Genomic DNA, 26,358 nt, shown 5'->3' on the forward strand with positions numbered 1-26,358 from the left:
CCAGCCAGCCACAACCACCCCAACACAGGGATGCCCTGACCGTGGTTCCAGAACCACACAGTGGACGCACACAACCTTGTAGTCAAGCCCTCGGCCTATTAGTACCGGTCAGCTCAACACGTTACCGCGCTTACACCTCCGGCCTATCAACCCAGTCATCTCCTGGGGGCCTTACCCCCGTCTCCGGGGCAGCAGACCTCATCTTGAAGCAGGCTTCCCGCTTAGATGCTTTCAGCGGTTATCCCTTCCGAACGTAGCCAACCAGCCGTGCCCCTGGCAGGACAACTGGCACACCAGAGGTTCGTCCGTCCCGGTCCTCTCGTACTAGGGACAGCCCTTCTCAAATCTGCAACGCGCGCGGCGGATAGGGACCGAACTGTCTCACGACGTTCTAAACCCAGCTCGCGTACCGCTTTAATGGGCGAACAGCCCAACCCTTGGGACCTACTCCAGCCCCAGGATGCGACGAGCCGACATCGAGGTGCCAAACCATCCCGTCGATATGGACTCTTGGGGAAGATCAGCCTGTTATCCCCGGGGTACCTTTTATCCGATGAGCGACACCGCTTCCACACGCAAGTGCCGGATCACTAGTCCCGACTTTCGTCCCTGCTCGACCCGTCAGTCTCACAGTCAAGCCCGCTTCTACACTTACACTCACCACCTGATTGCCAACCAGGCTGAGCGGACCTTTGGGCGCCTCCGTTACTCTTTAGGAGGCAACCGCCCCAGTTAAACTACCCACCAGGCACTGTCCCTGAACCAGATCATGGCCCGAGGTTAGACATCCAGTACGACCAGAGTGGTATTTCAAGATTGCCTCCCCCTCAACTAGCGTCAAGGATTCAACGGCTCCCACCTATCCTACACAAGCCGAACCGAACACCAATACCAAGCTATAGTAAAGGTCCCGGGGTCTTTCCGTCCTGCCGCGCGTAACGAGCATCTTTACTCGTAATGCAATTTCGCCGGGCCTGTGGTTGAGACAGCGGGAAAGTCGTTACGCCATTCGTGCAGGTCGGAACTTACCCGACAAGGAATTTCGCTACCTTAGGATGGTTATAGTTACCACCGCCGTTTACTGGCGCTTAAGTTCTCAGCTTCGCCACGCCGAAACGCAACTAACCGGTCCCCTTAACGTTCCAGCACCGGGCAGGCGTCAGTCCGTATACATCGTCTTACAACTTCGCACGGACCTGTGTTTTTAGTAAACAGTCGCTTTCCCCTGGTCTCTGCGGCCATACCACGCTCCCACCGCAAGGGTGTTCACGCGTCCGGCCCCCCTTCTCCCAAAGTTACGGGGGCAATTTGCCGAGTTCCTTAACCACAGTTCACCCGAACGCCTCGGTATTCTCTACCTGTCCACCTGTGTCGGTTTAGGGTACGGGCCGCTCGAAGCTCGCTAGAGGCTTTTCTCGGTAGCATGGGATCACTGACTTCACCAAAATCGGCTCGGCTTCACGTCTCAGGCTATCTGCAGTGCGGATTTACCTACACCACGCCCTACACGCTTACCCCGGCACAACCACCGGCCGGGCTCAGCTACCCTCCTACGTCACCCCATCGCTTGACTACTCCCAACCAGGGTCCCCGATCCGCCACCATCAACCCGAAGGCCTCCAGCAACATCAAGGGTTAGCACAGAAAGTTTCATCAGGGACGCTTCTACGCGGGTACGGGAATATCAACCCGTTATCCATCGACTACGCCTCACGGCCTCGCCTTAGGCCCCGACTTACCCAGGGCAGAAAAGCTTGACCCTGGAACCCTTGGACATCCGGCGGCAGGGTTTCTCACCCTGCTATCGCTACTCATGCCTGCATTCTCACTCGCACCACGTCCACAACTCGGTCACCCGGCTGCTTCACCCGTGGCACGACGCTCCCCTACCCATCCACACACCTAGACAAAACCCCAAAAGATTTCGCCAGATACACGTGCGAATGCCACAGCTTCGGCGGTGTGCTTGAGCCCCGCTACATTGTCGGCGCGGAATCACTTGACCAGTGAGCTATTACGCACTCTTTCAAGGATGGCTGCTTCTAAGCCAACCTCCTGGTTGTCTCGGCAACCCCACATCCTTTTCCACTTAGCACACGCTTAGGGGCCTTAGCTGGTGATCTGGGCTGTTTCCCTCTCGACGACGAAGCTTATCCCCCGCCGTCTCACTGCCGCGCTCTCACTTACCGGCATTCGGAGTTTGGCTGACTTCAGTAAGCTGGTAAGCCCCCTAGGCCATCCAGTGCTCTACCTCCGGCAAGAAACACGCGACGCTGCACCTATATGCATTTCGGGGAGAACCAGCTATCACGGAGTTTGATTGGCCTTTCACCCCTACCCACAGGTCATCCCCCAGGTTTTCAACCCTGGTGGGTTCGGCCCTCCACACGGTCTTACCCGCGCTTCAGCCTGCCCATGGGTAGATCACCCCGCTTCGGGTCTAGGACACGCGACTCAACGCCCTTATCGGACTCGCTTTCGCTACGGCTCCCCCACACAGGTTAACCTCGCCACGCACCACTAACTCGCAGGCTCATTCTTCAAAAGGCACGCCATCACCACACCCAACGGTGCAGCCCTGACGGATTGTAGGCACACGGTTTCAGGTACTCTTTCACTCCCCTCCCGGGGTACTTTTCACCTTTCCCTCACGGTACTAGTCCGCTATCGGTCACCAGGGAGTATTTAGCCTTACCAGGTGGTCCTGGCAGATTCACGGCAGATTTCCGGGGTCCGCCGCTACTCGGGAACTCACATAGACAGGCCGCGCACTTTCGCCTACAGGACTCTCACCCTCTACGGCAGGCCTTTCCAGACCCTTCAGCTAGCACACGACTTTCTCACTGCCCGACCCCCCAGCGGGAGGATCACAGCAAGCCCCACAACCCCGAACACACAACGCCCGCTGGCTATCACATGCGCCCGGTTTAGGCTCATCCGCTTTCGCTCGCCACTACTCACGGAATCACTATTGTTTTCTCTTCCTACGGGTACTGAGATGTTTCACTTCCCCGCGTTACCTCCACACGCCCTATATATTCAAGCGCGGGTAACACCACATGACTGGTGCTGGGTTCCCCCATTCGGAAATCCTGGGATCACAGCTCGGTTGACAACTCCCCCAGGCATATCGCAGCCTCCCACGTCCTTCATCGGCTCCTGGTGCCAAGGCATCCACCATGCGCCCTTAAACACTTGACCACAAAGATGCTCGCGTCCACTGTGCAGTTCTCAAACAACGGGCAGAACCCCACACACCCCACCAACACCAAACCCCCGACACTCACATGCCGAAGCGGTATATTGGCCATGCAGGACCTGCAACCAACCCGAAAAAACAAGCAACCGCTTGTTCCTTCAGGACCCAACAGGGTGTCGACCATCCCAGCCGCATCCACGCCCCTTCCTGAACCACCCGCCCACAGGCAGATGACAGTACTAACCACGCGAACCGTCGCCAGAACAGAACTAGCCAGCACTCCACCATCGAGCAACCAGCAGAAGACATCCGCTCCTGCCTGGCCCTGGACAACCTTTCGGCCGCCAGACGCTCCTTAGAAAGGAGGTGATCCAGCCGCACCTTCCGGTACGGCTACCTTGTTACGACTTCGTCCCAATCGCCAGTCCCACCTTCGACAGCTCCCTCCCACAAGGGGTTAGGCCACCGGCTTCGGGTGTTACCGACTTTCGTGACGTGACGGGCGGTGTGTACAAGGCCCGGGAACGTATTCACCGCAGCGTTGCTGATCTGCGATTACTAGCGACTCCGACTTCATGCAGTCGAGTTGCAGACTGCAATCCGAACTGAGACCGGCTTTAAGGGATTCGCTCCACCTCGCGGTATCGCAGCCCTCTGTACCGGCCATTGTAGCATGCGTGAAGCCCTGGACTTAAGGGGCATGATGACTTGACGTCATCCCCACCTTCCTCCGAGTTGACCCCGGCAGTCTCCGATGAGTCCCCGGCATAACCCGCTGGTAACATCGGACAAGGGTTGCGCTCGTTGCGGGACTTAACCCAACATCTCACGACACGAGCTGACGACAGCCATGCACCACCTGTCACCGGCCCCGAAGGACCCCACATCTCTGCAGGATTTCCGGCGATGTCAAACCCAGGTAAGGTTCTTCGCGTCGCATCGAATTAATCCGCATGCTCCGCCGCTTGTGCGGGCCCCCGTCAATTCCTTTGAGTTTTAGCCTTGCGGCCGTACTCCCCAGGCGGGGCGCTTAATGCGTTAGCTACGGCACGGAAACCGTGGAGTGGTCCCCACACCTAGCGCCCAACGTTTACGGCGTGGACTACCAGGGTATCTAATCCTGTTCGCTCCCCACGCTTTCGCTCCTCAGCGTCAGAACAGGTCCAGAGAGCCGCCTTCGCCACCGGTGTTCTTCCTGATATCTGCGCATTTCACCGCTACACCAGGAGTTCCACTCTCCCCTACCTGCCTCTAGCCCGCCCGTATCGGCTGCACGCCCACAGTTAAGCTGCAGGTTTTCACAACCGACGTGACAAGCCACCTACGAGCTCTTTACGCCCAATAAATCCGGACAACGCTCGCCCCCTACGTCTTACCGCGGCTGCTGGCACGTAGTTAGCCGGAGCTTCTTCTGCAGGTACCGTCACTTCCGCTTCGTCCCTGCTGAAAGAGGTTTACAACCCGAAGGCCGTCATCCCCCACGCGGCGTCGCTGCGTCAGGCTTCCGCCCATTGCGCAATATTCCCCACTGCTGCCTCCCGTAGGAGTCTGGGCCGTGTCTCAGTCCCAGTGTGGCCGGTCGCCCTCTCAGGCCGGCTACCCGTCGTCGCCTTGGTAGGCCACTACCCCACCAACAAGCTGATAGGCCGCGAGTCCATCCCCAGCCGGTAAACCCTTTCCACACCATCCCATGCGAAACAATGTGAATACCCGGTATTAGCCCCGGTTTCCCGGGGTTATCCCGAAGCTGAAGGCAGGTTACTCACGTGTTACTCACCCGTTCGCCGCTCGAGTACCCCCGAAAGGGCCTTTCCGCTCGACTTGCATGTGTTAAGCACGCCGCCAGCGTTCGTCCTGAGCCAGGATCAAACTCTCCACCAAAAACTTGAAGAAAATCCCAGCAACACACCCAGCCCCCCACTGACGAGAGACCAGGCGAACTGCATCAAAGGAACCCCACCACAACCAACCACAACAGTCAGCTGCGGCAACGGGGCAAAACTAATGCACTGGCTTTTCAACACCCTGTTGAGTTCTCAAGAAACAAACGCACATCCGAACCATCCGGCTTTCGCCGTCCGCCTCAGAGGCTTTGTTTTGTTGCCGTTTCCGTCTTGCTCGTTTAGCTTACCCGGCCGATCTTCCGTGGTCAAATTCGGCCCCGGCGGATCTTTTCGGGCACCCCTGGTCGTTCAGCGCCGAGTGGCTCTGAATTTCCAAGAGAAGGATTTGCAGGCCGGCCATTTTGCCGCGCAGAATCTCCCGGTCAATTTCTCCTGGAGGCTTTGCTCGGCTGCCGTGTCCGGCGCCCTGCTCGTCCAAGCTTACCTGGCCGCTCCCGGGGGCTGCCACCGGGGTCGTAACCCTCGGGCGGAACCTCCGCGACCGACTCAGTCAGCGCACCCCACGCAGGCCGATCAGATCGTCCTTACCTTGGGATGTCCCGCGAGCCGTCCAACCCGGCCGCCTTGGCGGCCCGGTTTCGTCCGGTGCCCCGCGGGCAGAGAGAAAGTTACGCGATGGCGGATCCGGGCGTCAAACCGGGGTCCCGTGTCGGCGCTCACAAACGGTGCGGCGCGCCGACCCGGTCCGCTCAGTTGCCGGTCAGTACGCCGGCGCAGCTGCAGATGATGATCAGCAGAAGCAGCGCCAGGGCGCCGACGTTGACGGCGATCGCGACGGTCTTGCCGGGAGACTCCACCTGCTGGTGCCCGATGGCCCCACCCATGTACGCCCACCACGGCGCCGCGTAGAAGACCGGGACCTGGGCACCCGGGTACACGTCGACGGGCATGCCGGCCTGGCCGATGCGCCAGAGGTAGGGCACGTACATCTGGAGGTCGTAGCGGCCGGGCTGGACCGGCACCTGGTTCTGACCCCACCGGAGCTTGATCTCCTGGCCGTTCAGGCTCACCCGGGGCGGCGTGAACGCCATCATCCAGGCGAGGAACGGCTTGCTGGTCGTGATGTTGAGGACGGCGCCGGCCTGCGGCGGCTGCGGGTTCGGTTGCACGCCGGGACGCTAACCGATGCCGTCCAGCCGCGAAAGACCGCTGCCGGCCCCTCCCACGGCCGTAGCCGGGCGTTTGCCGACCGTACACCGGCTGCTGGGCCAGGACGGCCGGTTGTCAGGCGAGAACGGCGAAGTAGACGGCGATGTGATGGCAGGCGGCGGCGATCAGCGTCGCGGCGTGGAAGAACTCGTGGTGGCCGAACGTGCGGGGCCACGGGTTCGGCCGCTTGAGCGCGTAGCACAGCGCGCCGAGGCTGTAGACCACGCCGCCGGCGAGCAGCAGCGCGAACGGCGCCCAGCCGCCGCCGTGCACGATGTCCGGGAACACGAACGCGGCGACCCAACCGAGCGCGATGTACAGCGGGACCGACAGCCAGCGGGGCGCGCGGGGCCAGGCCATCTTGAGCGCCACCCCGAGCAGCGCACCGCCCCAGACCACCGACAGCACGATCAGCCCGGTACGCCGGGGCATCAGCAGCAGGCTGAACGGGGTGTACGTGCCCGCGATGAACAGGAAGATCATCGAATGGTCGAGCCGCTTCATCACGGCGTAGCCGCGTGGCCCCCACACGTGCCGGTGGTAGAGCGCGCTGATGCCGAACAACCCGCAGATGGTCACCGAGTAGACCAGGCAGCTGGCGAACGAGAGCCAGCCGGGACGGCTTGCGGCCACCGAGCAGAGGATGACGCCGCAGACCGCGGCGACGCCGACGGCGTAGGCGTGCAGCCAGCCGCGCATCCGAGGCCGGGCGTACGGGTCCTTGGCGGTGTGCTCGCCGAGCGACGTGGCGGTCATCCAGCGATGCTACCCATTGGTAGCCTACGATGGCGTAACCAGGAGGTGAACCTCACCGCCCCCCGCAGGTCAGCACTCGATCACGTTGACCGCGAGGCCCCCGCGCGCGGTCTCCTTGTACTTGACCTTCATGTCCGCGCCGGTCTCCCGCATGGTCTTGATGACCTTGTCCAGCGAGACGTGGTGCCGCCCGTCGCCGCGCAACGCCATCCGGGCCGCCGTGATCGCCTTGATCGAGGCGACCGCGTTGCGCTCGATGCACGGGATCTGCACCAGCCCGCCGACCGGGTCGCAGGTCAGGCCCAGGTTGTGCTCCATCGCGATCTCGGCGGCGTTCTCCACCTGCTCGGGCGTACCGCCGAGCACCTCGGCGAGGCCGCCGGCGGCCATCGAGCACGCCGACCCGACCTCGCCCTGGCAGCCGACCTCGGCGCCGGAGATCGACGCGTTCTGCTTGAACAGCGCGCCGATCGCCCCGGCGGTGAGCAGGAACCGGACCACGCCGGCGTCGTCGGAACCGGGGACGAACCGCCAATAGTAGTGCAGGACCGCGGGGACGATGCCGGCCGCGCCGTTGGTCGGCGCGGTGACCACCCGGCCGCCGGACGCGTTCTCCTCGTTGACGGCGAGAGCGAACAGCGTCACCCAGTCCATCACCCGCAGCGGGTCGGTGGTGAAGTGCTCGCCGGTCAGGCTGCGGTGCATCTCGGCAGCGCGGCGGTGCACCTTCAGGCTGCCGGGCAGGATGCCCTCGGTCTCGCAGCCGTGCCGGACGCACTCCTGCATGACCGCCCAGACGTGCAGCAGTTCCGCCCGGATCTCGGGTTCGGTGCGCCAGGACAGCTCGTTCGCGAGCATCACCTCGCTGACCGACAGGCCGGCCGCGGCGGTCTGGCCGAGCAGTTCCGCCCCGGTCGCGAACGGGTAGCGCACCGGGGTGTCGTCCGGCTTGATCCGGTCGGCGCCACTGGCCGTCTCGTCGACCACGAACCCGCCACCGACCGAGTAGTACGTGCGCGTGCGCAGCACCTCGCCGGTCGCGCCGTACGCGGTGAAGATCATTCCGTTCGGGTGGAACGGCAGCGAGCGGCGGCGGTGCAGGACCAGGTCGTCGCGGTCGTCGAAGGCCACCTCGTGGGTACCGAGGACGGTCAGCCGGCCGGCCGTCCGGATCGCCGCGGTCCGGTCGGCGACGGTGTCGGTGTCGACGGTCTCCGGGTCCTCGCCGGCCAGCCCGAGCAGGACGGCGGCCTCGCTGCCGTGGCCGTGGCCGGTGGCGCCGAGCGACCCGTACAGCTCGGAGCGGATCCGGGTGGTGCCGGCGAGCACGCCGTCGGCCTTGAGACCGTGCGCGAACCGGGCGGCGGCACGCATCGGGCCGACGGTGTGCGAGCTGGACGGGCCTATGCCGATCTTGAACAGATCGAAGACGCTGATCACCGGGCACTCTCCCCCACGGTCGCCACGAACGCCCCGCTGCCGCGACCGGGCCGGGCGCAGACCCCGGCTGAAGGTGGCCGCAACGTTGCAGGCCGATTGTGAGCCTACTTTCCACGTCAGGGCGTTGCGAGGTGGTGGACGCAACGCTCCGGCGGGTTGCCAAACCCAGGTACTTCCATTGCAGAATAGTTCTGATGCAGAACGAAGCAGGAGTGCTCCTGGCGGAACGGCCGCGTCCCGAGGCGGTACGCGGCTCGCCGCACGCACCCTGGTTCGCGGTCGCGACCGTGTGCCTCGGCGCGTTCATGGGCCAGCTGGACGCGAGCATCGTGACGTTGACGTTCCCGGCACTCGGGCACCAGTTCCACACCTCGCTCGCCGCGATCGAGTGGGTCTCGCTCGGCTACCTCGTCACCCTCGCCGCCCTGCTGGTACCGGCCGGGCGGATCTCCGACGCCGCCGGCCGCAAGGCGATGTACCTGCTCGGGTTCGCGGTGTTCACCGCCGCCTCCGTCGGCTGCGGGCTGGCGCCGAGCCTGCCGGTGCTGGTCGCGGCGCGGGTCGCGCAGGCCGTCGGTGCGGCGATGCTGCAGGCCAACAGCGTCGCGCTGATCACCACCAGCGTGCCCGGCAACAAGCTCCGGTCGGCGCTGGGTACCCAGGCCGCGGCGCAGGCGATCGGGCTGGCGCTCGGGCCGACCGTCGGTGGGCTGCTGGTGCACGGGGTCGGCTGGCGCTGGGTTTTCATGATCAACCTGCCGGTCGGGATCGCCGGCCTGATCGCCGGCCGCTACCTACTGCCGCGCACCCGGCACGCCCGGCCGATCGGCCGGTTCGACACCGGCGGCGTGCTGCTGCTGGGCACCGCGACCACCGCCGCGCTGCTCGCCATCTCCGCCGGCTCCGGGCTGTCCGTACCGGCGGTGCTGCCGATCGCCGCGGCGCTGCTCGCCGCCGCGGCGGCGGTCGCGTTCATCGGCCGGGAACGGCGCGCCGCGGAGCCGCTGCTGGCGCTGGACCAGCTGCGCCGGCCGGTGCTCGGCGGCGGGTTGACCGCGGCGCTGCTCGGCTACCTGGTGCTGTTCGGCCCGCTGGTACTCGGGCCCTACGCGCTCGCCGCCGTCGGGGTCTCCGGCGCCGCGACCGGGCCGTACCTGACGGCGCTGCCGCTGGGATTCGCGCTCGCTGCGGTGCTCGGCGGCCGGCTGCTGCCGGCCGGGCTGGGCAACCGGGCCCGCGGCGTGCTCGGGCTCGGCCTCGCGGCGGCCGGCATGGCGGTACCGGCACTGCTCGGCGCCGCGCCGCCGGTGTTGGTGCCGGCGCTGTTCGTGACCGGATTCGGGTTGGGCATCTTCACTCCGGCGAACAACGCCGCGGTGATGGCGGCGGTACCGCACCGGGCGGCCGGCAGCGCCGGCGGGCTGGTGAACACGGCGCGCGCACTGGGTACCGCGTTGGGGGTCGCGCTGGTCACGCTGGTGCTGCATGCCGGCGGCGGTAGCGGGGTGCAATTGTCCAGCGGGCTGCTGGGAATTGTCGCGGTGGCCGCCGGTATCGTCACGCTGGTCAGCGCGGACCGTCCCGCCGCCCGTACGCAGCGGCCCTGACCGGCCGGTCCGCCGGCGTCCGCCGCCGCGCAGTGAGGACCGTCCGTGACCGAGGCCAACCCCGACGAGCAGGACCACCGGCTTCCCGACGGCGGAGACGGCTGGCGTCCCGCCGACGAGCAGGAGGGCCGGCTCGGCGACGAACCGGGCCGCCGGCCCGGCGACAACCAGGGCGGCCGGGTGCCCGCCGACGAGCAGGAGAGCCGGCCCGGCGACCAGCAGGACGGCCGGCCCGGCGACGAGCAGGTCGGTCGGCGGCTCGCCGATACCGTCGCCCGGCTGCGCCGGTCGATGCGCCGGGCGGCGCGGGCCAGCGCGCCGGACAACCCGCTGTCGGTGGCGCAGCTGGAGCTGATGGCCCGGCTCGCGGAACGGCCGGGCAGCCGGCCGGGGGAACTGGCCCGCGCCCTGCGGATCGCCCCGAACACGGTGACGACCCTGGTCAACGCGCTGGTACGGGCCCGGATGGTGCGGCGCGACGACGATCCGGCCGACCGCCGCACGGTCCACCTCACGCTCACCGCACACGGTCGGGCCACCCTCGCCCGCTGGGAGCGCACCAACGAGGCGATCCTGAGCCGGGCGCAGGCGCGGCTCGACGCCGATCAGCGGGCCGCGCTCCGCACCGCGCTGCCGGCGCTCGCCCGGCTGATCGAGGAGATCGACAGCGACACCGGGGATGGCCGCGCCGCCCGACGCTGACCGGGTGACGGCGGTGGGCGTTTGCGGTCGGCGGGACGGTCAGCGCGGCTAGGGTCGGGGCATGCACGCAGGTACCTCGGACGGTCGGTTGTTCCTGGACGTACGGGGCAAGCCCGGCGCGCCGCCGCTGCTGTACCTGCACGGTGGGCCCGGGATGGGCTGCCACGAGTTCATGGAGTGGCAGGGTGACCGGCTCAGCCAGCGCCTGCACGTGATCGGGCTGGACCAGCGCGGCACGCTGCGCTCGGCGCCGCTGGCCGACGGCGAGACGCTCGACGAGTCCGACGTGATCGCCGACTGCGAGGCGCTCCGCGAGTCGATGGGCATCCAGCGGTGGGCGGTGCTCGGACACTCGTTCGGCGGCCGGATGGCGCTGCGGTACGCGCACCGGCACCCGGAGCGGATCTCCGCGGTGCTGTTCGAGAACCCCGGCTGGGACCTCGCCGAGGCGGACCGGGCGAAGCTGCTCGCCGCCGCGCCGCTGTTCACCGAGCTGGGCGATCCGGTGTCGGCGACCCGGTGCCGCAACCTCGCCGCGGCGCCCCGGTTCGAACACTGGGAGGTCGTGGACCTGCTGGCCGGCCTGGGCGAGCGGCACCTGGAGCTGTACGTGCACCGGCCGGAGGCGCGGTCGGCGCTCGCGGCGACGCTGGCAAGCGCGTTCCCGGCCGAACTGCGCGACCGCGGCGACGCGGCCGCCCGCCGGCTGCTCGCCGCGCCGGACGTGCTCGCCTCGATGGTCGGCCTGCTGCCCGGGCTGGCCGTACCGGCGTTGCTCATGAAGGGGCGCTACGACCTGGTCACCGGGCCGTCCCAGCTGGCGGCGTTCCGGGCCGATGTACCGGACGGGCGGGTGGAGCTGTTTCCGCGCTCGGCGCACTACCCGCAGCTGGAGGAGCCGGAGCTCTATCAGACGACCGTGCAGGCGTTCGTCATCGCGCACGCCCGCTGACGCGGGCAGGTCCGGTCCGCGGACCGGGACCGTGGTCGGCCGGGACTCGGGTCAGAGGACCAGGACGCGGGCGTGGATGGAGGTGCGCTGCTGCAGCGCGGCGCGCAGCGCCCGGTGCAGGCCGTCTTCCAGGTAGAGGGCGCCGGACCACTCCACCACGTGCGGGAACAGGTCGCCGTAGAAGGTGGAGTCCTCGGCCAGCAGCCGGTCCAGGGCCAGGTTGCGCTTGGTGGTGACGAGCTGGTCGAGGCGGACCGGCCGGGGCGGGATGTCGGCCCACTGCTTCGTGGACATGCCGTGCTCGGGGTACGGCTTGCCTTCCCGCACCGCCTTGAAGATCACGACCTCACGACCCTTCTCCCCGCCTCGTCCGCTCAACAGAGTAGCGGTCGGGTCGGGGCGCGCCCTGCGCGTCGACACCGCGGCGGCTGATCCGCCCGGCGAGCCGGCGACCGACCGCCGGGCCACTCGAAGGTTCCCCAACCGCCTCGGGGCAGGCAACCTTTTGTGCGCCGGGACACGTAGGTACCCACGACGGGCATCGACCCCGGCGGGGAGGAACCGCGTGCAACGTACTGACGACGAAGAGTACGGGGAGTTCGTCGAGGCGCGCTACGACGCGCTCCGCCGGTTCGGCTACCTGCTCTGCGGCGACTGGCACCTCACCGAGGACGTGGTCGCCGCCGCGCTGACCAAGCTGTACGTGCGCTGGCCGCGGCTGATCCGCGGCGGCAACGCCGACGCGTACGTGCGGCGGATCGTGGTGACCTGCCTCGCCGACGAGCGGCGCCGCGGGTTCGCCCGCCGGGAGCGGCCGTCCGAACGCACCCCGGACCGCCTCGTCGCCGACCATGCACCGGGCACCACCGACCGGCTCGCCGCCGAACAGGCGCTCGCCACCCTGCCGCCGCGGCAGCGCGCCGCGATCGTGCTGCGGTACTGGGAGGACCAGTCCATCGAGCAGACCGCGCGGCTGCTCGGCTGCTCGACCGGCACCGTCAAGAGCCAGTGCGCCCGGGGCCTCGCCACCCTGCGGGCGCAGCTGACCGCCACCGCCTGACCCGCCGCCGTACCGACATCGTGGAGCACTGAGCGAGATGGACGAAGACGACATCAAGGATGTACTGCGGCGGGCCCTACCGGACGAGTTGCCGCCCGGCGAACTGGACCGGGCCCGGCTGCTGCGCGACGGCCACCGGCTGCGCCGCCGGCGCCGTGTCCTCGGGCTCGGCGGTACCGGCGCGGCCGCGGTCGCCGCCGTCGCGGTGGCCGTCGGTGTCGCGGCGATGCAGGCCGGCCCGGACACCCACCGGTCGGTACCCGCCGGGCCCCGGGCCAGCGCTCGCGCGACGCCGAGCCACCCGCTGCCCAGCCCGTCGAGAACACGGCCGGAGACCGACCAACAACGGATGGTCCGGCTCACCGGCGCGGTCAAGAACGCGCTCGGGCATCTCGTCCCGGAGGCCTCGTACAGCGTGGGCAACTACCCCCCGCCGACCGACGAGTACCCGCCGCTGCAGCTGATCCAGCGGCAGCACCGGTGGTACGAGGGGAAGGCCTTGCTGACCACCGCGGCCGGCACCGGATCGATCGACATCGGCATCATGCCCGCGGACGGCACCGACGCCGCGCAGGTCGCCGGCTGCGGCACGCCGGACAACCCGCCGCGGTACCAGAAGGGCACGTTCGCGTGCACGACCCGGTACTACAACGGGCTGGCGGTGTCGGTGCGGACCGAACGCAACCCGAACGGCGCCCGCATCGTGCACGTCGCGGCTCGGCTGGACGCCGCCACCGTCGTCTCGGTCGAGGTGTCGAACATCGATCCCAACGACGCATCGGCGCAGCGGCTGGCGCCGGCGCCGAACCCGCGGGCGGCCAAGCCGGTGGTGTCCGACGACCAGGCCGTCGCGCTCGCCACCGACCCGAGCCTCTCGCTGGGCTGAGCGCCCGGATCGAACCCGGACGAGGGTGCCCAGCAACCCGACAGCCGCGCCGACGCCGGGAGGCGCGGGCCGGCCGGGCGACGCGGAAGCCTCGAGTCGACCGGCCCGGCGACACCGGAGGCGCGGGTCGCGCGGCCCAGCGGCGGTCGGGCCCGGATCCGCGGCGACGATGCGCGGGTCAGCCGGCGATGGTGGCGCGGATGCCCCAGGCGCCCCGCCACGTATCGCCCGGCGCCAGCACGATCAGGTCCTGGCCGGAACGTAGCGCGTCCGGCGGGCAGGTCATCGGCTCCACCGCGAGCGAGCGGCGGGTCCGCGGCGGCTTCGCGGTGTCCGCGGTGAACAGCTGCACCCAGCCGAACGACTCGTCCGCCCACAGCGTCACCGTGTGCCCGCCCGGGCTGGTCAACGTCACCTCGACGGTCCCCGCGTCCCCGCGGGACAGGTTGGTGAACGCGGTGTCCAGCACCGTGTCGCCGATCGGCCGCGAGGTACCGAAGTCGTACCCGGTGCCGGCGACCGGATCGGTGCGCACCGGCAGGCCCCGCTCGTCGGTGCGCAGCACCGTACGGGCCGGCACCCGCAGCAGCCACTCGTCGAGCGGGCCGGGCAGCCGCAGGTACGGGTGGCAGCCGAGGCCGAACGGCGCCGGCGCGTCGGCCAGGTTGCGCACGCTGTGCTCGGCCCGCAGGCCGTGCTCGGACACCGTCCACCGGGTGGTCAGCGCCAGCGACCACGGGTACCCGGGCTGGGCCGGCACCGCGCAGCCGACCGTGACGGAGTCGGGCGTACCGGCGAGGCGGCGCCACGGCATCCAGCGCACCAGGCCGTGGATGGCGTTGTGCTTGGCCGGCTCGCTCAGCGCCAGCTGGTGCTCGCCGCCGCCGAACTCGTAGCGGCCGTCCCGGAGGCGGTTCGGCCACGGCGCGAGCTGGGCGCCGGCGCCGCCGGGACAGATCTCGTCGGTGCCGTACCCGTCGAGGACCGGGACGTTGCGCACCCCGTACGCGCGGATGCCGCCGCCGACCTCGACCACGGTGGCGCGGTGCGTGCCGGCCTCGATGTCCCACTGTTCGCCCGAGAGCGCCATGCCGCGCAGCCTTCCTGTGCCGGTGGATCCCGACAGGAATCTACCGAGCCGGGGCAGGCTCGGCGGCACGATCCACCGCGGCCGGACCCGAACGCGTGGCTTCGGTGTCGTACCGGGCGCGGGCGGCCTCGACGTCGTCCATGTGCCGCTCGGTCCACTCCCGCACCGCGACCAGCGGCGGGGCGAGACTGCGGCCGAGGTCGGTCAGCGCGTAGCCGACCGACGGCGGCGAGGTCGGGTACACCCGGCGGGTCACGAAGCCGTTGCGCTCCAGCGCCCGCAGGTTCGCGGTCAGCACCTTCTGGCTGACGCCCTCGATCTGCCGGCGCAGCTCGCCGAACCGGTGTTCTCGCGTCAGCAGCGCACCGACGATCAACGCGGTCCACTTGTTCGCGATCACGTCGAGCAACGGCCGGCAGGGGCACTGCGCCAGATAGGCATCGTAATGATGTTCGTGCTGGTCATCGGTGGTTTCCATCGGGTACCTAGGCTACAAGATTGTGCCTACTGGCCAACCGGCACCGGCCGTTCGATGATCGTCACGAGACCACCGGGAGACGGGAGAGCAGTGATGCGGGCGATGGTGTGCGACGGCTTCGGCGGTCCGGAGGTGCTGCAGCCGGCCGAGCTGCCCCGACCCGAGCCGCTCGGTACCGAGGTGCTCGTCCGGGTGCACGCGGCCGGGGTGAACCCGGTCGACTGGAAGACCCGCGCCGACGGCGAGACGCCGGCACCCGTCGGGCCCGGCCCGTACGTGCTCGGCTGGGACGTCTCCGGTGTGGTCGAGCAGGTCGGCATCGGGGTGACCCGGTTCGCGGTGGGCGACGAGGTGTACGGGATGCCGTGGTTCCCGCGCCAGGCGGGCGGTTACGCGCAGTACGTGACGGCGCCGTCCCGGCAGTTCGCCCGCAAGCCGGCCGGGCTCGAGCACGTCGAGGCGGCCGGTCTGCCGCTCGCCGGGCTCACCGCCTGGCAGGCGCTCGTCGACACTGCCGACGTACGCCCCGGGCAGCGGGTCCTGGTGACCGCCGCGGCCGGCGGCGTCGGCCACCTCGCCGTGCAGATCGCCAAGGCCCGCGGCGGGTACGTGCTGGGTACCGCCAGCGCCGGCAAGCACGAGGTGCTGCGCTCGCTCGGCGTGGACGAGCCCATCGACTACACCAGCGTCGACGTGGCGGACACGGTACGAGACGTCGACGTGGTGCTCGACCTCGTCGGCGGCGCCGCCGGCCCGTCGCTGCTGCGGGTGCTGCGCCCCGGCGGGATCCTGATCCCGATCGCGGGCGGGGCAAGCGACGCCGCGGTCGCGGCCGCGGCGGACGCCGGGGTACGTGCGGCCACCGTCCTGGTCGAACCGGACGGGGCGGCACTGACCGAGCTGTCCCGGCTGGTCGACGGCGGCCGGCTCGGGGTACGGGTGGCGGCGACGTTCCCGCTGGCCGACGCGGCCGAGGCACACCGGCTGGGTGAGCAGGGCCGTACTCTCGGCAAGATCGTCCTCACCGTGTCGTGACCGGGTGCCGGATCCGTTCCCGGAGAGGCGCGGGCCCGCGTCGCTTCGACGCTGGTCGTCCACCGGTGATTGCGGCAACGATGGCGGTTGTCCACCGGATGGTGCTTGCCACAGGGCACTGATTGTCCACAGGACACTGGTTGTCCACAGGGGTGCTGGTTGTCCACAGCCCCGCGGCAGCCGGCGGCCGATGGCCGTTTCGACAGCTAGCGTGGATGCCGGGGTGCCCCCCAGGGTGGGTGGGGGTGTCTCTCCCCCCCCCCCCCCCCCCCCCCCCCCCCCCCCCCCCCCCCCCCCCCCCCCCCCCGCCGAAACATCCACCACGGCCGGTCAGCGCCGGTCAGGGGTCCTCGCTCGCCGGTGCCGGGCCGCGGCCGTCGTAGCGGCGCAGCGCCGGGAATACCAGAGCCAGCACCACGATCACCGCGGTCGCGGCGAGGCCGCCCGCGGTCCAGGCGGCGGTCGGCCCGAACGCCTGGGCGGTCAGCCCGGCGCGCACGTCACCGAGCCGGGGCCCGCCGGCGACCACCGCGGTGAACACGCCCTGCAGCCGGCCGCGCAGCTCGTCCGGCGCGTGCAGCTGCAGGATCGTCTGCCGGTAGACGGAGCTGACCAGGTCGGCGCAGCCGGCGGCGGCGAGGAACAGCACGGCGAGCCACAGCGAGTGCGCGAGCCCGGCCGCGGCGACCGCGAGCCCCCAGCAGGCGACCGCCCCGACCAGCGCCAGGCCCTGCCGCCGGATCCGGCCGATCCAGCCGGAGAACAGCCCGCCGACGACCGCGCCGATGGCGATCGCCGAGTACAGCCAGCCGGCCGCCCCCTCACCGCCGAACTGCATCCGGGCCACGGCGGGAAACAGCGCCCGCGGCATCGCCAGTACGTTCGCGGTCAGGTCGGCGGCGAACGACAGCCACAGCAGCGGGGTGGCGGCGATGAACGCCAGCCCGGACAGCACGGCGCGCAGGTCCGGCCGGTTCTGCCGGCCGAGCGGCGGCATCGCCGGCAGCCGGAAGCTCGCCCACAGCGACACCGTGAACAGCACGGCGTCGACCCCGTACGCGGCGGCGTAGTGGCCGGTGCCGAGCACCGCGCCGGCGAACAGCGGCCCGATCACGGTGGCCACGCTGGACACGGTGAAGTTGAGCGTGTTGGCGGACGGCACCAGCCCGGTCGGTACCAGCCGGGGCACGATCGCGCCGCGGGTCGGCGACACCACCGCGAAGCCGACCGCCTGCAGCGCGGTCAGTACCAGCAGCAGCACCGGGCTGTTGAGCCCGAGCAGCGCCTGGGCCAGCAGCGTGAGGGTGACGCCCCAGGTGAACAGCGAGCCGACCAGGATCAGCCGTCGCCGGTCCAGCACGTCGGCGATGGCGCCGCCCCAGATCGCGAACACCACCAGCGGGACCAGCCCGGCGAGGCCGAGGTAGCCGTTCCACGCCGGCTGGTGGGTGATCGCGTCCATCTGCACCGGTACGGCCACCGCGGTGACCTGGAAGCCGATGAACGAGACGCCGTTGCCGATCCACATCCGCCGGTACGCCGGGTAGCGCAGCGGCCGGGTGTCCACGGCGACGCGGCCGAGCGGGCCTCGGCGCGCGGCGGTACCGGTATCGGAGGGTTCGGTGTCCGAGGAGGGGGTGCGGGTCACGGGGCGAGCCGCTCCAGCAGCCACGTTGCGCCGTCCCGGCGGTACCGCAGGCGGTCGTGCACCCGGTTCTCCCGGCCCTGCCAGAACTCGACGGTCTCGGGTGCGAGCCGGAAGCCGCCCCAGTGCGGCGGGCGCGGCACGCTGGTGCCCTCGGGCCACCGGGCCGCGTACGAGGCGAACGCGGTGTCCAGCACGTCCCGGGAGTCGATCACCTGCGACTGCGGGCTGGACCAGGCGCCGAGCTGGGAGCCGCGCGGCCGGGTCGCGAAGTACGCGTCCGACTCGGCCGGGTCGACCCGGCTCACCGGGCCGCGGACCTGCACCTGCCGGCGCAGCCCGTACCAGGGGAAGGTGACCGAGGCGTACGGGTTCGCCGCGAGCTGCTCGCCCTTCGCCGAGGTGTAGTTGGTGTAGAACACCAGCCCGGCCGCGTCGTACGCCTTGAGCAGCACGGTGCGGCTGGCCGGACGGCCGGCGGGGTCGGCGGTGGCGACCACCATCGCGTTCGGCTCGGGCAGGCCGGCGTCGGTGGCGTCGGTGAGCCAGCGGCCGAGCTGGACGTGCCAGTCGGCGGCAAGATCGGCCGGTGCGATGCCGATGCTGGCATACTCCGCACGCATCGTGGCGAGTCGGGCGGAGTCGATCGGCGCTGGCGTGTCGGGCACCAGCACATCTTCTCCCGGGCCCCGACCGGTCCAGGTGTCGAATGCGACACAGCGGGCGCCGTTCGCCGCTGGCTGACAGGTTGACTCGGTAGTGATACCCGACATCGGCGGCGAGACGACGAGATCTGGAGACAGCGGATGGCGGACTTCACACCGGGACTGGAGGGCGTGGTCGCCTTCGAGACCGAGATCAGCGAGCCGGACAAGGCCGGCGGTTCGCTGCGGTACCGCGGCATCGACATCGAGGATCTGATCGGCCGCGTCTCGTACGGGGACGTGTGGGGGCTGCTGGTGGACGGCGAGTTCGGGCACGGGCTGCCGCCGGCCGAGCCGTTCCCGGTGCCGGTGCACACCGGCGACGTACGGGTCGACGTGCAGAGCGCGGTGGCCCAGCTGGCGCCGCACTGGGGGCTCGGGCAGCTGCTCGACATCGACGACGCGCGGGCCCGCAGCGACCTGGCCCGGGTGTCGGTGACCGCGCTGTCGTTCATCGCGCAGTCGGCGCGCGGTGTCGGCCTGCCGGCGGTACCGCAGAAGATCATCGACCGGGCCGGCACCATCGTCGAGCGGTTCATGACCCGCTGGCGCGGCGAGCCGGACCCGCAGCACGTCCGGGCGGTCGACGCGTACTTCACCTCCGCCGCCGAGCACGGGATGAACGCGTCCACGTTCACCGCCCGGGTGATCGCCTCGACCGGGGCGGACGTGGCGGCGGCGATGTCCGGCGCGATCGGCGCCCTGTCCGGCCCGCTGCACGGCGGCGCGCCCAGCCGGGTACTGCACATGATCGAGCAGGTGGAGAACACCGGCGACGCCGAGTCGTACGTGCGGGGCGTGCTCGACCGCGGCGAGCGGCTGATGGGCTTCGGTCACCGGGTGTACCGGGCGGAGGACCCGCGGGCGGCCGCGCTGCGCCGGGTCGCGCGGGAGCTGTCCGCACCCCGGTACGAGGTGGCCGAGGCGCTGGAGCGGGCCGCGCTGGCGGAGCTGGCGGCGCGCAAACCCGACCGGGTGCTCGCCACCAACGTCGAGTTCTGGTCCGCGGTGGTGCTGGACTTCGCGGAGGTACCGGCGGAGATGTTCACCTCGATGTTCACCTGTGCCCGGGTCGGCGGCTGGTCGGCGCACATCCTGGAGCAGAAGAAGCTGGGCCGGCTGGTCCGCCCGTCGGCCCGCTACGTCGGCCCGGGGCCGCGCCGGCCCGCCGACATCCCCGGCTACCCCACCGTGCACACCCTCTGACGGCCCCCGGGTGCCGGGCCGCGGCGGTACCCGGTGCCGGCGGCGGCGGCGTGGTTGGCAGGATGGTGGGCGGCAGCGTCGCCGTGAGATGCCCGCCCGACCAGGGAGCGTGACGTGGGTCTGCCCGACATTCGGATTCCGGCCGAGTTGCTGCCCGCCGACGGCCGGTTCAACTGCGGCCCGAGCAAGATCCGGCCCGAGCAGGTCGCCGCGCTGTCCGCGGTCGCCGGCGACTACCTGGGTACCTCGCACCGCCAGCGCACCGTCCGCGACCAGGTGGCGCGGCTGCGCCGCGGGATCGCCGCGCTGTTCGGCGCCCCGGACGGGTACGAGGTGGTGCTCGGCAACGGCGGCACCACCGCGTTCTGGGAGGTCGCCACGTTCGGTCTGGTGCGCGAGCGGGCCCAGCTGGCGAGCTTCGGCGAGTTCGGGCAGAAGCTGGTCGACGCGATGACGGCGGCGCCGTTCCTGGCCGACCCGAGCGTGCGGACCGCTCCGCCCGGCGAGGCGGTCGCGCTCACCGGCGAGGACGGCGTCGACGTGTACGGCACGCCGCAGAACGAGACGTCCACCGGCGCCGCGGTGCCGGTACGCCGGGTCGACGGCGGGTTGATGCTGCACGACGCGACGAGCGGTGCCGGCGGCCTGCCGGTCGACCTGGCCGAAACCGACTGCTACTACTTCGCGCCGCAGAAGTGCCTCGGCTCGGAGGCTGGGCTGTGGCTCGCGATCCTGTCCCCGGCGGCGCTGGAGCGGGCCGCGGAGATCCACGCCTCCGGCCGGTACGTGCCGGCGTTCCTCGACCTGACGGTGGCGATCGACAACTCGCGCAAGGACCAGACGTACAACACGCCGTCGCTGTCGACGATCCTGCTGGCCGCCGAGCAGGTCGACTGGATCCTGGCCAACGGCGGGCTGGACTGGTCGGTGCGGCGCTGCGCCGAGTCCGCCGCGATCCTGTACGACTGGGCCGAACGCACCGACTACACGACGCCGTTCGTGACCGACCCGGGGCTGCGCTCGACCGTGGTCGGCACGGTCGACCTGGCCGACGGGATCGACGCGACGACGGTGTCCGCGGTGCTGCGGGCGAACGGGGTGCGCGACACGGAGCCGTACCGCAAGCTCGGCCGCAACCAGCTGCGGGTGGCGCTGTTCCCGTCGATCGAGCCGGCCGACGTGGCGGCGCTGACCCGCTGTGTGGACCACGTCGTCGGTCAGCTCGCCTGACCCGATCGGTTGTCCGACACGGGGCGGCCCGGCCCCGATACAGGCCGCTGACCGGCACCGACGTCGATCCGTACCGGACTGTCGGATCGACGATTATCTCGGTGAGTGTCGGCGTGCCCTGGCATCCACCCGCTAGGGTTCGGCGTACCGTGACGTGACGGCGTGTCGAGGGACGGAGGACAGCGATGCGGCCAGTACGCTTCGTCGCCCTCTCCGAGGACGGTCAGGCTCTCGTCCTCGCAGACGAGGTCGGACGCCTGCTGACCCTGCCGATCGACGATCGGGTGGGTGCGGCGGTCCGGCACGAGCAGACGACCCCGCGCACCCAGTTCGGTGCCGCCACCGACCCGGCGACCGCCGAGGCCGCCCTGTCGCCGCGCGACATCCAGTCCCGGATCCGGTCCGGCGAGTCGGCCGAGGAGGTCGCGCGCATCGCCGGTGTCCCGGTCGACCGGGTTCTCCGCTACGCCGGCCCGGTGCTGCAGGAGCGCGCCATGCTGGCGCAGCACGCCCGGCGCACCCGGCTGCGTTCCTCCGAGCGTGGCGCCACCCTGGCCGAGATCGTGGACACCCGGCTCACCCAGCACGGCGTCGACGCCGAGGGCGTGTCCTGGGACGCCTACCGGCGCGACGACGGCACCTGGCGGGTCACCGCGAGTTGGGCGTCCGGCAAGGCCACCGCGCAGGCGGTGTGGGCGCTGGACAAGGCGCGTCAGGTGGTCACGCCGGACGACGACATGGCCCAGTTCCTGTCCACCGAGCGGCCGGCACCGCTGCTCGGCCAGGAGCCCGAGCCGGAGCCGGCGGCTCGGTCCGGGCACTCGTTGACCAGGCCGGACGCCGGCCGGTCGCGCCCCGAGCAGACCCGCCCGGAGCCCGGCGGCGGGCACGGCCTGCCGACCAAGACCACCCGGCGCGAGGTGCGCCGGCTGCCCGAGACGGCGCGGACCACGCTGGATCGGCCGCTGTCGGCGCCGAGCCGGCCGGGCGAGTCGGCGCCGGCCCGTCCCGCCGCCGAGCCGCTGTTCCCGGCGCCGGAGCGGCGCAGCGCCGACACCGGCCCGACCGAGGCACCGGCGCGTCGCGCCGCCGAGCCGCTGCGGCCGGCCGGGGAGCGGCGGCCGAACGCCGAGCCGCTGCGTCCCACCGGGCAGTCCGAGTCGGCCCGGCCGGCCGCGCGCAGCGAGCCGGTCCGGCCCGCCGGGCTCGGCGAGCCGCGCCGCTCCACCAGCGACACCCGCGGCCCGGGTTTCGTCGAGGACGAGGCGGACGGGCGCGAGCTGCCGGCGGTGCCGTCGCTCGCGGTGCTGCGGCCGCGGCGCAACGAGCAGGGTGCCACCGGCGCCCGGTCCCGGCTGCCCAGCTGGGACGACGTGCTGTTCGGCGACGGCAACACCCAGCAGGGCGGCCGCTGACCGCCGCCCGCTCGACCACGAGAAAGCCCGCCCCGGATGACCGGGGCGGGCTTTCTCGTGGTCGCCGGTCAGTGGATGGGTTCGAACCGGAGGTGCGGGCGTCGGCCCTGCCGGACCCGGAACGCGATCGCGACCAGGGCGGTGAGCACCGCCACCGCCAGCACGCCGTGCAGCAGCCCACGGGTCAGGTAGCCGCCGCCGGTGTGGTCGACGGCGTAGGTGGCGAGCTCCCGACTGAACCAGAACGGCAGCACTCGCGCCGAGGTGTCGTCCGGGTCGAGCATCATCTGCAGCCCGACCACCGCGAGCAGCACCAGCGTGCCCTCCAGCTCGCGCGGCAGCACGACGCTCAGGGCCAGCCCGAACGACGCCGACACCAGTACGGTCAGCGCCATGATCGCGGCGATCGCACCGTACCGGACGTCGTGCTGGTCCAGCCGGACGAGCAGGAAGTACGGGGCGCTGAGCAGCACGCCGACCGCCCACAGCGCGGCCAGCCGACCGGCGATCAGGTGCCGGGCGGCGTAGCCGGACAGCCGTAACCGCGGCTCGATCGCCCGCGCCGCGCTGCCGGCGAACAGCGCCGCGGTGGACAACGCCCAGCCCAGTCCCAGGCACACGAACCGGATCGACTGGCCGAGATGGTCGCCGCGGCGGCTGAGGTAGAACGCCAGCGGCAACAGCAACAGGATGATCAGCACCACCCGGCGCCGCGCCATCTCGCGCACCGCCATCTCCGCCACCACCAGGGTCTTCGTCATGACCGCCCTCCGCATCGCCACGCCCGACACCCGGCCCCACCGCCACCCGGCCGGTACCTGCCGGGCCAGGCGATGCCGTCTCCTGGCCGGTACCTGACGTCACCGCGCCCGGTCATGCCGCCGCCTCCGCCCTCGTCAGGTCCAGCACGGTGTCGACCCGGTCCAGCTGGTTGAGCAGGTGGGTGACCACCACGATGGCCGTGCCGCCGTCCCGCCAGCGCCACACCTGGTGCCAGAAGTCGAGGTAGGAGCCGCGGTCGAAACCCTGGTACGGCTCGTCCAGCAGCAGCACGTCCGGGGTGCCGAGCCGGGCCAGCGACAGGTTCAGCTTCTGCCGGGTACCGCCGGACAGGTGCCGTGCCAGCACGCCCGGCTTCGGCGCCCAGTCCAGTGCGGTGGCCTGGCCGAGGCCGGCCCGGCGGGCGGCGGACCGGTCCAGGCCGCGGCCGGCCCCGATCAGCACGAAGTGCTCGTCGGCGGTGAGGAAGTCGCTGACCCCGCCGTCCTGCGGGCAGTACCCGAGCCGCCCGTCGATCCGTACCGTGCCGCGGTCCGGCCGGGCCAGCCCGGCGCAGATGCGCAGCAGGGTGCTCTTGCCGGAGCCGTTCGCGCCGATGACCGCGGCGACCTCGCCGGCCCGTACGGTCAGGTCGACATCGGCGAGCACGGTGCGCCGCCGGTACCGCTTGGTGATGCCGCGCACCGCGAGCCGCACCGGTCCGACCACGCGACCGGGCGGGGCGGGCGTCGGGCCGCCGACACTCGCCGCGACCGCCGCCGCGTACGTGTCCGGCGGGCCGAACGCGGCGAGCGGCGACTCACCGCTGTCGCGCAGGTGCGCCGCCGCCTCCGCCACCACGTGCCCGGTCAGGTCCGAGCCGAGCCCGTGCCGGTGCAGTTCAGCGGCCAGCGCGGCCAACCATCCGTCCATCCTCATCGGGCCCCTCCGGTATCCGTGGTCACCGGGCGCGCCGCCGGGATCCGTCCTCATCGCGCCGCTCCCGCATCCGTCGTCATGGGGCGCCACCAACATCCGTGTTCGCTGGGCGCCACCAGCATTCGTGCTCACCGGGTGCCACCAACATTCGTGCTCTTGCGCCCCACCAGCATTCGGCTCATTGGGCGCCGCCGGCATCCGTGCGCACCGGGGCGCGGCCGGCATCCGTGCTCACCCCGACACCTCCGGTCGACAGGATCGCGCTGACCCGCCCGGCGAAGCCGGACCAGTCGGTCGCCGCCTGCCGCAGCGTGGTCTCGCCCGCCGCGGTGAGCCGGTAGTACTTGCGGGCGGGGCCGGACTCGCCGCCCCGCCAGCGGGCGGCGATCAGTCCGGCCCGTTGCAGCCGCAGCAGCACCGGGTAGAGCGTGCCGCCCTGGATCGGGCCGAGGCCGGCGGCGGCGAGCCCCTGCGCGAGCTGGTACCCGTACGACTCGCCGCCGGCGAGCGTGCCCAGCACGCACAGGTCGAGTACGCCGCGCAGCCACTGCGCCCGCCGATCCTGTTCCACCCCGGCAACCTAGCACGTATCACGGCCAGCTAGATAGCCGCACTACCTACTGACGACAAGGAGCGGCTCGAGACGGGCCGCGCTGCCGACCGCAGTACGGTCAGGCGCCGAGGAGATGCTCGCTGAGCAGCTGATGGACCGGGTGCGGGCCGAGCTCGCTGCGGAACAGCAGCAGCCGGTCGACCGGGAACGGGGCGCCGGCGAACCCGCGCAGCAGATCGAGGTCGGCGGCCAGCTCGGCCGGGCCCACCTTGTCGCCGGGCCGGGCCAGGGTCAGGTGTGGCCGGAACGGCTTGTCGTCGTACGGCAGGCGGGCGCGGCGCAGCTGCCGCCGGACGCCGCGAGCCAGCCCCGCGAACGCGTCCAGCGCACCGTCGTCGGCACCGTCGACGCCCGTCCACAGCACCGCGAACCGGCCCCGGCCGAACCGGCCGCCACCGGCCAGCCGCAACCGCAGCGGCGCGGCCGGGGCGGCCGCGGCGGTCAACGCCGCCGACACGTCGGGCACCCGGGTCTCCGGCACGTCGCCGAGGAACGCGACGGTCACGTGCCAGTGGGCGCGGTCGGCGAGCCGGGCGGCGGCCCGGAACGTGGCGAGCCCGTCGACCAGCTCACCCAGCTCGGCGAGCGCCTCGGCCGGCGGCCGGACCGCGACGAACAGCCGCACGCTCGGCCCCTCCACGGCTGGCCGGCCCGGTCGCCGCGGCCTGCGGGGCGCCGGATGCCGGCGGTCCGGTGGGCTCACAGCGTCGCGTCGGCGAGCAGCTGACGCAGGTGGTCGACCGGTGCCCGGTCGCCATCGATCGTGGCGGCGTCGGCCGGCACCCGGTTCCACAGCCAGCACAACATCGTCGGCGGGTCGGCCCGGACCGTGACCTCCCCCGTACCGCCCGGGGTCAGCTCGACGCCCGCCGCGGTGGCCCGCACCGCGAACCGGGTGCCGCCGGCGTCCAGGCAGACCGACCGGCCGTCGCCGGCGCGCAGCAGCGCGGCGGTGTCCGGGTCGTCCGGGTACGCGTTCGTCCCCCAGGTGAGCATGATGCGCAGCACCTCGTCGATGCCGTCGGTCGCCAGGTCGGCCGGCACCGGGGTGACCGCGTCCGCGGCGAGTTCCGCGTCGATGCGGTGGATCGCCGTCTCCTGCGCCATCCGCCGCAGCCAGAACGCGACCGTCTGGTCGCCGGGATAGAACGTCCAGGTCGAGTCGGCCGGCGAGTGCCGGTCGAACTCGGCCGACAGCTCGGCGAACGACCGGTCGAACAGCGCGAGGGTCGGCTCGGCGTCGAGGTCCGGCGGCCAGTTGGTCGGCCGCTCGCCCTGCTGCATCGCCGCGACCTTGTGCAGGTAGACCTGGGCGACGTGCCGGACCAGGTCGTCGACCGACCAGTCGGGGCAGCTCGGCACCGGCGCGGCCAGCCGGTCGGCGGCCACCGCGCGCAGCCGCGCCGCATCGGCGGCCAGACACTCGCGGTAGCGCGCCGGCGTCAGGGCGGTGCTGGCCGCGGGGTCGTTCGAGTGGGCAACGTCCATGGCGCCACCCTGGCACAACCCACCGACACTTCCACCGCCAACGCCGAACCGCCGCCCGCCGAACCGCCGCCCGGCGACCCGGCGACCCGGCGATAAGCCGG

General features: G+C 70.8%; 22 protein-coding genes and 2 rRNA genes. 9 read left to right on the forward strand and 15 right to left on the reverse strand.

Annotated features, from left to right (window positions below):
- Window positions 1–78: 78 nt before the first annotated feature.
- The 5 genes from Asera_RS01770 to Asera_RS01790 form a co-directional block, all read right to left on the reverse strand.
- Window positions 79–3,201: ribosomal RNA gene (locus Asera_RS01770) — 23S ribosomal RNA — on the reverse strand.
- A 357-nt stretch (window positions 3,202–3,558) separates the two neighbouring features.
- Window positions 3,559–5,080, reverse strand: a 16S ribosomal RNA gene (locus Asera_RS01775).
- The 16S and 23S rRNA genes sit together here, the layout of an rRNA operon.
- Before the next feature lie 712 nt (window positions 5,081–5,792).
- Window positions 5,793–6,212: a hypothetical protein gene (locus Asera_RS01780; protein WP_030449994.1), complete on the reverse strand. Its 420-nt coding sequence runs from the start codon at window positions 6,210–6,212 to the stop codon at window positions 5,793–5,795.
- Window positions 6,213–6,327: 115 nt separating this feature from the next.
- The gene (gene trhA / locus Asera_RS01785; RefSeq protein ID WP_051803124.1) at window positions 6,328–7,008 is read right to left on the reverse strand and encodes a PAQR family membrane homeostasis protein TrhA; all 681 of its coding nucleotides are present in this window, start codon (window positions 7,006–7,008) and stop codon (window positions 6,328–6,330) included.
- A 69-nt stretch (window positions 7,009–7,077) separates the two neighbouring features.
- Window positions 7,078–8,448 (reverse strand): L-serine ammonia-lyase, encoded by a 1,371-nt coding sequence (locus tag Asera_RS01790; RefSeq protein WP_030449992.1) that lies wholly within the window; start codon window positions 8,446–8,448, stop codon window positions 7,078–7,080.
- 194 nt (window positions 8,449–8,642) lie between these two features.
- Between Asera_RS01790 and Asera_RS01795 the strand changes: the two genes are divergently transcribed.
- The 3 genes from Asera_RS01795 (at window position 8,643) to Asera_RS01805 (ending at window position 11,709) form a co-directional block, all read left to right on the forward strand.
- A complete protein-coding gene (locus Asera_RS01795) occupies window positions 8,643–10,055 on the forward strand; it encodes an MFS transporter (RefSeq protein WP_030449991.1) in 1,413 nt (470 codons plus the stop codon).
- A 45-nt stretch (window positions 10,056–10,100) separates the two neighbouring features.
- The gene (locus Asera_RS01800) at window positions 10,101–10,757 is read left to right on the forward strand and encodes a MarR family winged helix-turn-helix transcriptional regulator (RefSeq protein ID WP_212804487.1); all 657 of its coding nucleotides are present in this window, start codon (window positions 10,101–10,103) and stop codon (window positions 10,755–10,757) included.
- A 61-nt stretch (window positions 10,758–10,818) separates the two neighbouring features.
- The gene (locus tag Asera_RS01805) at window positions 10,819–11,709 is read left to right on the forward strand and encodes an alpha/beta fold hydrolase (protein ID WP_030449989.1); all 891 of its coding nucleotides are present in this window, start codon (window positions 10,819–10,821) and stop codon (window positions 11,707–11,709) included.
- Window positions 11,710–11,760: 51 nt separating this feature from the next.
- On the opposite strand, the gene Asera_RS01810 is transcribed toward Asera_RS01805, so the two are convergent.
- A complete protein-coding gene (locus Asera_RS01810; RefSeq protein WP_030449988.1) occupies window positions 11,761–12,051 on the reverse strand; it encodes a type II toxin-antitoxin system VapB family antitoxin in 291 nt (96 codons plus the stop codon).
- 223 nt (window positions 12,052–12,274) lie between these two features.
- On the opposite strand from Asera_RS01810, the gene Asera_RS32870 reads away from it, so the two are divergent.
- Window positions 12,275–12,769, forward strand: a complete 495-nt coding sequence (locus Asera_RS32870; protein WP_030449987.1) for a SigE family RNA polymerase sigma factor — start codon at window positions 12,275–12,277, stop codon at window positions 12,767–12,769.
- Window positions 12,770–12,806: 37 nt separating this feature from the next.
- Entirely contained in the window at window positions 12,807–13,655 is an 849-nt protein-coding gene (locus tag Asera_RS01820; RefSeq protein ID WP_030449986.1) for a hypothetical protein, read from the forward strand.
- A 178-nt stretch (window positions 13,656–13,833) separates the two neighbouring features.
- Here Asera_RS01820 and Asera_RS01825 read toward each other — a convergent pair whose 3' ends face one another.
- Together Asera_RS01825 and Asera_RS01830 are read right to left on the reverse strand one after the other, a co-directional pair.
- Window positions 13,834–14,745: an aldose 1-epimerase family protein gene (locus Asera_RS01825; protein ID WP_030449985.1), complete on the reverse strand. Its 912-nt coding sequence runs from the start codon at window positions 14,743–14,745 to the stop codon at window positions 13,834–13,836.
- Window positions 14,746–14,785: 40 nt separating this feature from the next.
- A complete protein-coding gene (locus Asera_RS01830; protein ID WP_051803123.1) occupies window positions 14,786–15,223 on the reverse strand; it encodes a winged helix-turn-helix transcriptional regulator in 438 nt (145 codons plus the stop codon).
- Between the two features lie 93 nt (window positions 15,224–15,316).
- Here Asera_RS01830 and Asera_RS01835 point away from each other — a divergent pair, with 93 nt between their 5' ends.
- Window positions 15,317–16,258: an NADP-dependent oxidoreductase gene (locus Asera_RS01835; RefSeq protein WP_030449983.1), complete on the forward strand. Its 942-nt coding sequence runs from the start codon at window positions 15,317–15,319 to the stop codon at window positions 16,256–16,258.
- A 340-nt stretch (window positions 16,259–16,598) separates the two neighbouring features.
- Here Asera_RS01835 and Asera_RS01840 read toward each other — a convergent pair whose 3' ends face one another.
- Complete coding sequence (locus Asera_RS01840; RefSeq protein ID WP_035298186.1) at window positions 16,599–17,906, reverse strand: MFS transporter; 1,308 nt, start codon at window positions 17,904–17,906, stop codon at window positions 16,599–16,601.
- On the reverse strand, window positions 17,903–18,526 hold the full coding sequence (gene pdxH, locus Asera_RS01845) for a pyridoxamine 5'-phosphate oxidase (protein WP_035298200.1): 624 nt from the start codon (window positions 18,524–18,526) through the stop codon (window positions 17,903–17,905). Before pdxH ends, Asera_RS01840 begins: the two co-directional genes overlap by 4 nt.
- A 183-nt stretch (window positions 18,527–18,709) precedes the next feature.
- Between pdxH and Asera_RS01850 the strand changes: the two genes are divergently transcribed.
- The 3 genes from Asera_RS01850 (at window position 18,710) to sepH (ending at window position 22,458) form a co-directional block, all read left to right on the forward strand.
- On the forward strand, window positions 18,710–19,813 hold the full coding sequence (locus Asera_RS01850; protein ID WP_030448791.1) for a citrate synthase 2: 1,104 nt from the start codon (window positions 18,710–18,712) through the stop codon (window positions 19,811–19,813).
- 114 nt (window positions 19,814–19,927) lie between these two features.
- Window positions 19,928–21,043, forward strand: coding sequence for a phosphoserine transaminase (serC, locus tag Asera_RS01855; protein ID WP_030448792.1), 1,116 nt, complete (start codon window positions 19,928–19,930; stop codon window positions 21,041–21,043).
- Window positions 21,044–21,228: 185 nt separating this feature from the next.
- Window positions 21,229–22,458, forward strand: coding sequence for a septation protein SepH (sepH, locus tag Asera_RS01860; RefSeq protein WP_030448793.1), 1,230 nt, complete (start codon window positions 21,229–21,231; stop codon window positions 22,456–22,458).
- A 68-nt stretch (window positions 22,459–22,526) separates the two neighbouring features.
- On the opposite strand, the gene Asera_RS01865 is transcribed toward sepH, so the two are convergent.
- The 5 genes from Asera_RS01865 to Asera_RS01885 all read right to left on the reverse strand — a co-directional run bounded on the left by Asera_RS01865 (window position 22,527) and on the right by Asera_RS01885 (window position 26,257).
- Window positions 22,527–23,219: a hypothetical protein gene (locus tag Asera_RS01865; RefSeq protein ID WP_030448794.1), complete on the reverse strand. Its 693-nt coding sequence runs from the start codon at window positions 23,217–23,219 to the stop codon at window positions 22,527–22,529.
- 112 nt (window positions 23,220–23,331) lie between these two features.
- Window positions 23,332–24,156, reverse strand: a complete 825-nt coding sequence (locus Asera_RS01870) for an ATP-binding cassette domain-containing protein (RefSeq protein WP_030448795.1) — start codon at window positions 24,154–24,156, stop codon at window positions 23,332–23,334.
- 178 nt (window positions 24,157–24,334) lie between these two features.
- Window positions 24,335–24,727, reverse strand: a complete 393-nt coding sequence (locus Asera_RS01875; protein ID WP_051802815.1) for a PadR family transcriptional regulator — start codon at window positions 24,725–24,727, stop codon at window positions 24,335–24,337.
- 100 nt (window positions 24,728–24,827) lie between these two features.
- Entirely contained in the window at window positions 24,828–25,394 is a 567-nt protein-coding gene (thpR, locus tag Asera_RS01880; protein WP_030448797.1) for an RNA 2',3'-cyclic phosphodiesterase, read from the reverse strand.
- Between the two features lie 74 nt (window positions 25,395–25,468).
- Window positions 25,469–26,257: a maleylpyruvate isomerase family mycothiol-dependent enzyme gene (locus Asera_RS01885; protein WP_051802816.1), complete on the reverse strand. Its 789-nt coding sequence runs from the start codon at window positions 26,255–26,257 to the stop codon at window positions 25,469–25,471.
- Window positions 26,258–26,358 lie beyond the last annotated feature (101 nt).

The sequence above is a fragment of the Actinocatenispora sera genome (assembly GCF_018324685.1).
In the GTDB taxonomy this organism is placed as follows: domain Bacteria; phylum Actinomycetota; class Actinomycetes; order Mycobacteriales; family Micromonosporaceae; genus Actinocatenispora; species Actinocatenispora sera.

Coding starts and splice junctions, on each gene's coding strand:
- trhA (WP_051803124.1), bottom strand. CDS start 7,008: ATGACCGCCACGTCGCTCGGCGAGCACACCGCCAAGGACCCGTACGCC.
- Asera_RS01795 (WP_030449991.1), top strand. CDS start 8,643: ATGCAGAACGAAGCAGGAGTGCTCCTGGCGGAACGGCCGCGTCCCGAG.
- Asera_RS01805 (WP_030449989.1), top strand. CDS start 10,819: ATGCACGCAGGTACCTCGGACGGTCGGTTGTTCCTGGACGTACGGGGC.
- Asera_RS01820 (WP_030449986.1), top strand. CDS start 12,807: ATGGACGAAGACGACATCAAGGATGTACTGCGGCGGGCCCTACCGGAC.
- Asera_RS01825 (WP_030449985.1), bottom strand. CDS start 14,745: ATGGCGCTCTCGGGCGAACAGTGGGACATCGAGGCCGGCACGCACCGC.
- Asera_RS01830 (WP_051803123.1), bottom strand. CDS start 15,223: ATGGAAACCACCGATGACCAGCACGAACATCATTACGATGCCTATCTG.
- Asera_RS01835 (WP_030449983.1), top strand. CDS start 15,317: ATGCGGGCGATGGTGTGCGACGGCTTCGGCGGTCCGGAGGTGCTGCAG.
- pdxH (WP_035298200.1), bottom strand. CDS start 18,526: ATGCGTGCGGAGTATGCCAGCATCGGCATCGCACCGGCCGATCTTGCC.
- Asera_RS01850 (WP_030448791.1), top strand. CDS start 18,710: ATGGCGGACTTCACACCGGGACTGGAGGGCGTGGTCGCCTTCGAGACC.
- sepH (WP_030448793.1), top strand. CDS start 21,229: ATGCGGCCAGTACGCTTCGTCGCCCTCTCCGAGGACGGTCAGGCTCTC.
- Asera_RS01865 (WP_030448794.1), bottom strand. CDS start 23,219: ATGACGAAGACCCTGGTGGTGGCGGAGATGGCGGTGCGCGAGATGGCG.
- Asera_RS01870 (WP_030448795.1), bottom strand. CDS start 24,156: ATGAGGATGGACGGATGGTTGGCCGCGCTGGCCGCTGAACTGCACCGG.
- Asera_RS01885 (WP_051802816.1), bottom strand. CDS start 26,257: ATGGACGTTGCCCACTCGAACGACCCCGCGGCCAGCACCGCCCTGACG.